Genomic DNA, 9,779 nt, shown 5'->3' with positions numbered 1-9,779 from the left:
GGTGTATTATGGTTACATAAAGTAAACAAGATAATAAATTGTAACCTTTATAGTAGTGTGATAGATATAGAAAGGATAGATGAAGATGAAAGACTTAACAAAAGAAATTGCTCACCTTGTAGATTGGCTAGGGGAATATGGAAAGGATCCTAAAGGTGGTGTAACCCGCCTGCTTTATACGAAAGAGTGGATTGAAGCACAAAATGCATTGGAAATGCAGCTTCAAGAAGATGGATTGACTACTCGTTTTGATGAAGTGGGAAATTTATTCGGCCGCTTAGAAGGCAGTAAGTATAAAGATGAAACAATTTTAACTGGTTCTCATGTTGATACAGTTAAAAATGCAGGTAAATTAGATGGTGCATACGGAATTTTAGCCGGTATCTTAGCAATTCGATACTTAAAGGAAACATACGGCCAGCCTTTGCGTAATCTTGAAGTCGTTTCGTTTGCTGAAGAAGAAGGAAGCCGTTTCCCTTATGCTTTCTGGGGTTCAAAAAACCTTGTTGGAATTGCAAAGAAAGAGGATGTTGAAAACATATCAGATTTCAATGGTGTTCCATTCGTAGATGCAATGAGAGAAGCAGGTTTTAATTTTAGGGAAGAATCAAAAGCGTTTCGTACAGATTTAAAAGGTTTTATTGAAATTCATATTGAACAAGGCAATGTATTAGAAAATGAAGGGAAAAGCGTTGGGGTTGTTCATAGCATTGTCGGTCAAAGACGTTTTACTATTGATGTAACAGGTGTAGCTAACCATGCAGGCACTACACCGATGGGGTATCGTAAGGATGCTGTATTTGCAGCGAGCCAAATGATTCAAGACGTGATTAATAAGGCAATAGAGTATGGCGATCCACTCGTTGCTACTGTAGGAAAAATCGAAGTCAAACCGAACATCGTGAATGTTGTACCGGGGGGAGCATTATTCACGTTGGATGTTCGACATACAGAAAAAGAAGTACTTGTAAAGTTCACTGACGAATTAACTAGTATCATAAACAGGATTGCCAATGAGTCCGGTGTAGAGGTTAAAATCGATATGTGGATGGACGAGGATCCAATTCCTATGGATCAACTAATCGTTGAAGCAATTGAGAAACAAACGAAAGAAAATGGTTTGAATTACAAAATGATGCATAGCGGAGCAGGTCATGATTCGCAAATCATTGCCCCAATTGTGCCAACAGCGATGATATTTGTGCCAAGCCGTAATGGGATTAGTCACAATCCATTAGAATATACAAGCCCAGAAGAGTTAGCAACTGGTGTGAAAGCGTTGATTAATTCACTTTATGTTTTAGCGTATAAAGAGTAAAAATGTTTACTAGTTAAAATGGAAAATTATCTAAATTAGACAATTATATTAATCAAACTAGGAGATGAATGGCATGAAAACAACGAAAGAAGCATTAAAAAAATTAATGACAGTGAAATTAAATAAAGCGGGGCTTTCCGAAGAACATGCTGAGGGAGTGGCTGATGTATTGGCATATGCAGATGCACGAGGAATTCATTCCCACGGAGCAATGCGGGTGGAGTATTACGCAGAAAGAATCGCAAAAGGCGGCATTAACACAAATCCGAATTTCAAGTTTGAAAAAACAGGACCAAGTTCAGCGATATTTGATGGCGATAATGGCGTTGGGCATGTAGCTGCAAAAATAGGGATGGATCACGCGATCGATATGGCGAAAGAATCTGGGATTGCAGTTGTCGGCGTTAGAAGGATCGGTCACAGTGGAGCCCTTTCATACTTTGTCCAACAGGCTGCTGAACAAGGCTTAATTGGCATTTCAGTTGTTCAATCGGATCCAATGGTTGTGCCTTTTGGTGGAAGTGAACCTTACTATGGAACAAATCCAATTGCGTTTGCAGCCCCTGGTAAAAATGACGATATGATCGTCTTTGATATGGCAACGACAGTTCAAGCATGGGGGAAAATTCTTCATGCACGCTCGAAGAATGAATCCATCCCGAATACATGGGCGGTAGATAAAAACGGTGAGTCGACAACAGATCCATTTAAAGTCAATGCTTTACTCCCAATTGCAGGTCCGAAAGGCTATGGATTAATGATGATGGTGGACGTTTTATCAGGTGTTTTACTTGGCTTGCCATTCGGAAATAAAGTTTCATCTATGTATAATGATTTAAGTGAAGGCCGTAATTTAGGTCAGCTTCATATTGTTATCAATCCAGCATACTTTACAGACTTAACAAAATTTAAGGAAAACATTTCTAATACAATGAGCGATTTAAACAATATTAAACCAGCACCTGGTTTTGAACGAGTGCTTTATCCTGGTCAAAACTCTGTTATTGCCGAACAACAATCAGAAAAAGAAGGAATTGAAATTGTTGACGATGTATATCGATATCTTGAGTCGGATGTTGTTCACTTCAATAAGTATGACAATAAAGACCCATTCGCAAAATAGTTTCTGATGCTAACTATTAAGCAACCAGATTTTAATTTTTAATAGATATTTTTAAACCCATATATCTCAAATTAGAGATGATTGAATTTAGATATTTTTAAATGGAGGTAAAATAAGTATGACAACAGTTATGACAAAAGATTTTTACACTGCAATTAAAGAAAGACGTTCTTACTATAGCATCAATAAAGAAGTAAAGGTATCTGATGAAAGAATTAAAGAAATCGTTGAATTTGCCGTAAAATACACTCCATCTGCTTTCAATTCACAAACTGCACGTCTAGTTGTATTGACAGGAGAAGCGCATGATAAATTATGGAGCATTACAACAGAAACGTTAAGAAAAGTGGTTGGAGAAGGAAATTTTGAAGGAACTCAGCAAAAAATGGATTCCTTTAAAGCTGGACATGGAACAGTATTATTTTTTGAAGATGAAGCAATTGTGAAATCTCTTCAAGAACAATTTGCTTTATATGCGGACAATTTCCCGATCTGGTCAAGTCAAGCATCAGGTATGCATCAATTAGTGGTTTGGTCAGCATTAGAAGCTGAAGGATTAGGAGCGTCTTTACAACACTATAATCCGTTAATTGATGAAGAAGTCAAGCAAGAATGGAATATCCCAAGCAATTGGAAGCTGATTGCTCAAATGCCATTTGGCAATCCAATTTCTCAACCAGGCGAAAAAGAATTCCAGCCAGTTGAAGATCGTGTTAGATTTTATAAATAACACACAAAGGAATTAATAAAAAAATACCTCCTATCATTTTGATGAGGAGGTATTTTTTAACATTTATAATTTCATTTTAATAATTCGATTAGTGGAAAGGTGCCTTAAATCAGGCTGCAGACTTTTTGATCTTACCGAAAGTAAACAAATTGATTTTAGATACATTGCTTAGGGAGAGTGATATTTAACATGGTTACGCTATATACATCACCAAGTTGTGCTTCTTGTCGCAAAGCAAAAGCTTGGCTTAGTAAATATGAAATTGATTATGAGGAAAGAAATATTGTTTCTACACCGTTGACGATTGATGAGATTAAAGAAATCCTTCGCATGACAGAAGATGGAACAGACGAAATTATTTCAACGAGATCAAAAACATTCCAGAAGTTGGATGTTAATTTAGAAGCGATGCCTCTTCAAGATTTATTTGAATTAATCAAAAAGAATCCAGGTCTGCTTCGCCGTCCGATCATCATTGATGAAAAGAGACTGCAAGTCGGATATAACGAAGATGAAATTAGACGTTTTCTTCCTAGAAAAGTCCGTACATTCCAGCTTCGTGAAGCACAGCGCTTAGTAAATTAATAGGACAGGGCCTTCTTTCTAATGAAGAGGGTCCTTTTAATATATTTTTAGAAAAGCTATAAAGTTTGTGAAAGCGAAAGAATTTTGCTAAAATGTTAGGACAATTTGTTTTACCCTAATAAGGTGCAAATTTTAAAGCATTGGGTGTTTAATGGTTTTTAAAAAGTTGTGACATTTTAATTCCCTTTATATCCTTTTTATCATAAAATAAAAGTACAAGGTGCAATATCCTACTCCGGAAGGGAGAGTTGCAATATGGAAATTGAAAGAATAAATGATCATACAGTTAAGTTTTATATTTCTTATGGTGATATAGAAGAAAGAGGCTTTGAGCGCGATGAAATTTGGTATAACCGCGAACGCAGCGAAGAACTTTTTTGGGAAATGATGGAGGAAGTCCATGAAGATGAAGAGTTCACTGTGGAAGGTCCATTATGGATTCAAGTTCAGGCATTAGATAAAGGTTTAGAAATTCTTGTTACTAAGGCCCAGCTTTCAAAGGATGGCCAAAAGTTTGAATTGCCCGTACCAGATGAAAAATTAAAGGATATTCCTGTTGATGAGCGAATAGAAGAACTGCTTGATCAGCATTTTAATCCAAATTCGGATGAGGAATTAGAATATGAGGAAAATCTTGATTTTCTTTTGAGTTTTAGAGACTTTGAAGATCTTATTTCACTATCCAAGCAGCATGGCCTTGATTCCATTCCAACAAAGTTATATTCCTTTGAGGGAAGGTACTATTTATTCGTTGAATTTCCTGAGGAAGCCTTCAGTGAAGAGGATGTTGACAATATGCTGTCCATTTTATTGGAATATGGGAACGAAACACAAATTACCATTCATCGCGTTGAGGAATATGGAAAACTAATCATCGCTGAGGATGTATTTGAACAATTAAGATCGTATTTTAAATAGAAAATCCGATTTCAGTTTGAAATCGGTTTTTTTTATGGCAAGTGGTAGGTGAGAAGGTGAAGAACACAGTCAGAATTATCTTATTTCTAGGAATAATGGTGGGTCTTGTTTATCTTTACGATCATTATGTCATGCAAACAGGCGGATATTTAGGCTATATAAGTATTTTGATGTCGTTGTCAGTGATATTTATTGCTTTTGTCATATTTTTAGAAAATCGGCATCCGGCCCAAACTTTGACATGGCTTGTTGTTTTAGGAAGTTTCCCGCTAGTCGGGTTCATTTTCTACATCTTATTCGGGCGAAATTATAAGAAAGAAAAAATGTTTAGACAGAAATACATTCTCGATAAACAAGCTTTTTTAAGGGTGGAAGGAGAGATTGATCCATCTAATGAGGAAAAAATGAAACAGTTGGGGGATCATCAAAGAAAACTTTTTCATTTGGCCCAAAATTTAGGTCATAGTCCAATATCTTTTGCCACACAAACAAAGGTTTTAACAAATGGGGATGAAACCTTTCAGCATATATTAGAAGCTTTAAAAGAAGCGACTCACCACATTCATTTAGAATATTATATCGTACGTCATGACGAAATTGGTAAAGAAATAAAAAATCTCCTTATCCAAAAGGCTCACGAAGGGGTTAAAGTCCGTTTTCTCTATGATGCAGTTGGTTCGTGGAAATTATCAAATAAATATATTGATGAACTAAATAAAGCTGGCATCGAAATAATTCCCTTCGGACCTGTTAGACTCCCATTTCTTAGCAGTAAAATAAATTTCCGCAATCATCGTAAGATTATCGTTATAGATGGAAGTATTGGATTTGTAGGCGGGTTAAATATTGGGGATGAATATTTAGGACGAGATGAGAGCTTTGGATTTTGGCGCGATACTCATTTATTAATGAGGGGAGAAGCTGTAAGAAGCCTGCAATTAATTTTTCTCCAAGACTGGTATTATATGACGAACAAAAGCATCATGTCTCCGGAGTATTTATCTCCTGATTTGGAGGAAAGCATCCATGGCGGAGTGCAGCTTATAGCTGGAGGACCAGATAATGAATGGAGCGTAATTAAAAACATCTTTTTCTCCATGATTACTTCAGCTGAAAAATCGGTTTGGATTGCCTCGCCATACTTTATTCCGGATGAAGATATATTTTCTGCACTGAAAATAGCAGCTTTAAGCGGAATTGATGTAAGACTTCTTGTACCGAAGAATCCTGATAAAAGAATTGTATTCTATGCGTCACGTTCGTATTTTCCAGAATTGCTAGAAGCAGGTGTAAAGATCTTTGAATATGAGAAAGGCTTTATGCATAGCAAAATTGTCATCGTTGATGAAGAACTGGCTTCCATTGGGACATCTAATATGGATATGAGAAGTTTTCATTTGAATTTCGAGGTTAATGCTTTTTTATATCGCACTAGAAGTACTGACAAGCTTGTAAGAGAATATCTAAACGATATCCAATATTCCAAAGAAATAGATTTAGTGAAATTCAAAAATAGGAAGATTGGCTATCGTATTATTGAATCAACGTCAAGACTGTTATCCCCATTTCTATAAAGGAGCTGCACCTTAAAGGTCAGCTCCTTTATTATTTCTGAAAATTGTAAAGGTATATGAAGTAATATGTCGAATAGTAGCCTTTAAAGAAGGGAGATGATTTTTTGTTGGTTTCAAAAACAAAGCAAGGAGAATGGTTTAGTTTAGCAAGTAATCATAGTCTTGAAATGCTTAGAGAGTTAAGAAAATCTGAAAGCTTCTATTGTCCAGAGTGTGAAGAGCGGGTCCTATTAAAAGTCGGCACGATAAAAATTCCTCATTTTGCCCATGAAAAAGGAGCAGTCTGCTCGGAAAAGTACGAAAGAGAATCCGAATATCATCTAAAGGGAAAGCTTGCCTTATATAAATGGCTTCAAGTGAAGGGGCTGTCTCCTCAGCTAGAGCCATATTATAAGGAAATTGCTCAGAGGCCTGATATTGGCTTTACGAATAAAGGTGTTTCATATGCGATAGAATATCAATGCTCTACAATTCCAGAAGAACTCTTCGTCAAAAGAACTGAAAGCTATTATCATGCGAATATTACTCCTATATGGATCACAGCTGGCAAAAATATTAAACGTAAAGGTCATAATCTGGTTGCACTTTCGAGATTCGATTATTTATTCGTAACAAAAAGCTCATCTGGAACTTGGCATCTTCCCGCTTACTGTCCAGTTACCGACAACCTCATCCTTATCCAACACATCATGCCCGTTACCGTTAAACATTCCTTAGCACAATTCTCTATAATGACTTTAAACAGCTCACCTATATCAAATCTACTAAATCCGGGAAGCAGGCGCTCAAATAGATTAGAAGATTGGATTAAAGAAATTAGAAAGGCAAAGAATATTACGATTCCTCTATACGGGTCCGTCCACAATAAATTCCTCAAAGAACTTTATACTCATTCCTTCACACCTTCTCTGCTTCCGCCTGAGATCGGTTTACCTGTTCCTCACTTACCATTTATTGAAACGCCAGCTGTTGAATGGCAAAGCTACTTATTTATGGATGTACTAAAACAATATAAATCGATTTCGATGGATCAAATTTTACATTCCTTTAAAAGGAGAGTGCGAAATCGTGAGATAAAGATTAGACAGCTTCCCCAAGTTCGAAAGGGAAGTGCCTTGATGGCGGTGAAGGAATATATCGATTTACTTGTCAAAATAAAAACACTCCAGCCTGAAAGCCAAAACTCTTTCAAGATGGTTAAACCGATTATCGTGCATGAAACTATAGGAAACCAGAATGAAAGTGAGAAAATTTTTTATCAATCATATAGGGAAATTATTAGTAAGAGTTTAAGCTGGGTATGATAATAATATCAATTTAGAAATACAATGAACATAGAAGGGATTTCATTATTGTAAAGCGAAATATTAATTTGCACCCTTTTTCGGTACACGAAATATTGAATGGAGGATGGAAAATGGCAAGTGAAACGGCTGTTAAAAAGCTTCCCGCGAGAAGTGAAATCAATGTTGAGGACACGTGGAAGCTAGAGGATATTTTCCAAAATGATGAAGCATGGGACAAGGAATTCAATGATGTAAAAGCACTAATACCTGGAGCCAGTAAGTTTCAAGGAAAATTAGGGGAAAGTGCTGATTTATTATATGAGGCATTACAATATCAGGACCATTTACTCGAACGTCTTGGCAAGCTCTATACATATGCTCATATGAGGTATGATCAGGATACAACAAATTCTCATTATCAAGGCATGGATGACCGCATAAAGAATTTATATTCACAGGCAGCGAGCAATCTTGCCTATATTGTTCCTGAAATTCTTGCCGTTGATGAAGAAAAGATTAATGGTTTCTTAGAGGAAAAGAAAGAGCTTCAGCTTTACAGGCAATCGTTGGACGAAATTAATTTACAGCGTCCTCATGTGCTCTCTGCTGAACAGGAGGCATTGCTTGCTGAAGCTTCTGAAGTGTTTTCTGCTTCCAGTAATACATTTGGGATGCTTAATAATGCTGATTTGGAATTTCCTTCCATAAAGGATGAAAATGGGGAAGAGGTTGAGGTAACACATGGCCGTTATAGCAGATTCCTTGAAAGTGAAGATCAAAGGGTAAGACATGATGCATTTAAGGCTGTTTATGACACATATGGAAAATTTCGCAATACGTTTGCAAGCACATTAAGCGGAAACGTAAAAATGAATAATTTCAATGCGAGAATTAGAAACTATAGCTCAGCTCGCCATTCAGCCTTAGCTGCTAATAATATTCCAGAATCTGTTTACGATAATCTTGTTCAAACAGTTAATGACAATCTGCATCTGCTGCATCGCTATGTGAAGCTTCGTCAAAAGGTTCTTGCTGTCAATGAGCTTCATATGTATGATCTTTACACACCGCTTGTTAAAGACATCAAAATGGAGGTTAAGTATGATAAAGCTAAAGATTTAATCCTTAAAGGTTTAGCCCCGCTTGGTGAAGATTATTTAAACGTATTGAAAGAAGGCTTTGAAAATCGCTGGGTTGATATTTACGAGAATAAAGGAAAGCGCAGCGGTGCTTATTCATCTGGTTCATATGGAACGCATCCATATATACTGATGAACTGGCAGGATAATATAAATAATTTGTTTACATTGGCACACGAATTTGGCCACTCTGTTCATAGTTATTACACGAGAAAAACTCAAAAGTATCCATATGGCAATTATTCGATCTTCGTTGCAGAGGTTGCTTCAACATGCAATGAAGCGCTATTAAACGATTACTTATTAAAGACAGTGGATGATGATAAGAAGAGAATTTATTTATTAAATCATTATTTAGAAGGCTTTAGAGGCACCGTATTTCGTCAAACGATGTTTGCAGAGTTTGAGCATCTAATTTATCAAAAGGTCCAGAATAATGAAGCTCTTACGGCTGAGGCATTAACAACAGATTATTATGAGCTGAATAAGAAATATTTTGGGGAGGAAAATCTAATCATTGACGAGGAAATAGGATTAGAATGGTCCCGGATTCCTCATTTCTATTACAATTATTATGTTTATCAATATGCGACTGGTTTTAGTGCAGCTACCGCATTAAGTAAACAAATTTTAGAAGAGGGCCAGCCGGCAGTTGATCGTTACATTGACTTCCTAAAGGCTGGAAGCTCCGATTACCCTATAGAGGTGCTAAAGAAAGCTGGGGTAGATATGACAAGCTCTAAACCAGTCGAGGATGCATGTAAAGTATTTGAAGAAAAGCTCAATGAAATGGAAAAATTGCTAGGATAATGAAAATAGGAGAATGAGGTTCTAAACTTCATTCTCCTTTTATATAACAGATTCAAAATCCTTTAAACTTCTTTCGGTCATTAATCGTGATAATGAGAATTAATATGGATAAAAATAAGAGCGGTGAGCTTATATAAAGGGGAAACATCTTCATAAGCGCGAAGAAATTTAAGATAAAGGAAAGAGAAATAAAGACAAACATTAGAACAAAAGGAAGCTTTTTCACCTCGAACTCCTCCTGTTAGATTGTTAAGTGACTTAAAGATAGGCCTAATGGTTATTACATTATATTCAAC

At 36.3% G+C, this 9,779-nt stretch carries 9 protein-coding genes; 8 read left to right on the top strand and 1 reads right to left on the bottom strand.

What is annotated here, in order from left to right; genetic code table 11:
- Window positions 1–85 precede the first annotated feature (85 nt).
- The 8 genes from allC to pepF all read left to right on the top strand — a co-directional run bounded on the left by allC (window position 86) and on the right by pepF (window position 9,483).
- Window positions 86–1,318: an allantoate deiminase gene (gene allC, locus V7164_RS19840; protein WP_335347592.1), complete on the top strand. Its 1,233-nt coding sequence runs from the start codon at window positions 86–88 to the stop codon at window positions 1,316–1,318.
- A gap of 73 nt (window positions 1,319–1,391) precedes the next feature.
- Entirely contained in the window at window positions 1,392–2,441 is a 1,050-nt protein-coding gene (allD, locus tag V7164_RS19835; RefSeq protein WP_335347593.1) for an ureidoglycolate dehydrogenase, read from the top strand.
- A 130-nt stretch (window positions 2,442–2,571) separates the two neighbouring features.
- Window positions 2,572–3,171: a nitroreductase family protein gene (locus V7164_RS19830; RefSeq protein ID WP_335347598.1), complete on the top strand. Its 600-nt coding sequence runs from the start codon at window positions 2,572–2,574 to the stop codon at window positions 3,169–3,171.
- A gap of 189 nt (window positions 3,172–3,360) precedes the next feature.
- The gene (gene spxA / locus V7164_RS19825; protein ID WP_335355024.1) at window positions 3,361–3,756 is read left to right on the top strand and encodes a transcriptional regulator SpxA; all 396 of its coding nucleotides are present in this window, start codon (window positions 3,361–3,363) and stop codon (window positions 3,754–3,756) included.
- Window positions 3,757–4,011: 255 nt separating this feature from the next.
- Window positions 4,012–4,674: an adaptor protein MecA gene (gene mecA, locus V7164_RS19820; RefSeq protein WP_335345695.1), complete on the top strand. Its 663-nt coding sequence runs from the start codon at window positions 4,012–4,014 to the stop codon at window positions 4,672–4,674.
- Window positions 4,675–4,730: 56 nt separating this feature from the next.
- Window positions 4,731–6,248 (top strand): cardiolipin synthase, encoded by a 1,518-nt coding sequence (cls, locus tag V7164_RS19815; RefSeq protein ID WP_335355023.1) that lies wholly within the window; start codon window positions 4,731–4,733, stop codon window positions 6,246–6,248.
- A 104-nt stretch (window positions 6,249–6,352) separates the two neighbouring features.
- Window positions 6,353–7,552: a competence protein CoiA gene (locus tag V7164_RS19810; RefSeq protein WP_335355022.1), complete on the top strand. Its 1,200-nt coding sequence runs from the start codon at window positions 6,353–6,355 to the stop codon at window positions 7,550–7,552.
- Between the two features lie 113 nt (window positions 7,553–7,665).
- A complete protein-coding gene (pepF, locus tag V7164_RS19805; RefSeq protein WP_335355021.1) occupies window positions 7,666–9,483 on the top strand; it encodes an oligoendopeptidase F in 1,818 nt (605 codons plus the stop codon).
- A gap of 52 nt (window positions 9,484–9,535) precedes the next feature.
- On the opposite strand, the gene V7164_RS19800 is transcribed toward pepF, so the two are convergent.
- Window positions 9,536–9,685: a hypothetical protein gene (locus tag V7164_RS19800; RefSeq protein WP_438824028.1), complete on the bottom strand. Its 150-nt coding sequence runs from the start codon at window positions 9,683–9,685 to the stop codon at window positions 9,536–9,538.
- Between the last annotated feature and the right edge of the window lie 94 nt (window positions 9,686–9,779).

The sequence above is a fragment of the Bacillus sp. JJ1474 genome (genome assembly GCF_036965225.1).
GTDB lineage: Bacteria > Bacillota > Bacilli > Bacillales > Cytobacillaceae > Cytobacillus.
Note: the sequence above shows the minus strand (reverse complement) of the source record. Positions and strands in the feature narration are given on the sequence as shown.

Bases quoted from the DNA above. Each gene is read 5' to 3' on its own strand.
- allC (WP_335347592.1), top strand. From the start codon at position 86: ATGAAAGACTTAACAAAAGAAATTGCTCACCTTGTAGATTGGCTAGGG.
- allD (WP_335347593.1), top strand. From the start codon at position 1,392: ATGAAAACAACGAAAGAAGCATTAAAAAAATTAATGACAGTGAAATTA.
- V7164_RS19830 (WP_335347598.1), top strand. From the start codon at position 2,572: ATGACAAAAGATTTTTACACTGCAATTAAAGAAAGACGTTCTTACTAT.
- spxA (WP_335355024.1), top strand. From the start codon at position 3,361: ATGGTTACGCTATATACATCACCAAGTTGTGCTTCTTGTCGCAAAGCA.
- mecA (WP_335345695.1), top strand. From the start codon at position 4,012: ATGGAAATTGAAAGAATAAATGATCATACAGTTAAGTTTTATATTTCT.
- pepF (WP_335355021.1), top strand. From the start codon at position 7,666: ATGGCAAGTGAAACGGCTGTTAAAAAGCTTCCCGCGAGAAGTGAAATC.
- V7164_RS19800 (WP_438824028.1), bottom strand. From the start codon at position 9,685: ATGTTTGTCTTTATTTCTCTTTCCTTTATCTTAAATTTCTTCGCGCTT.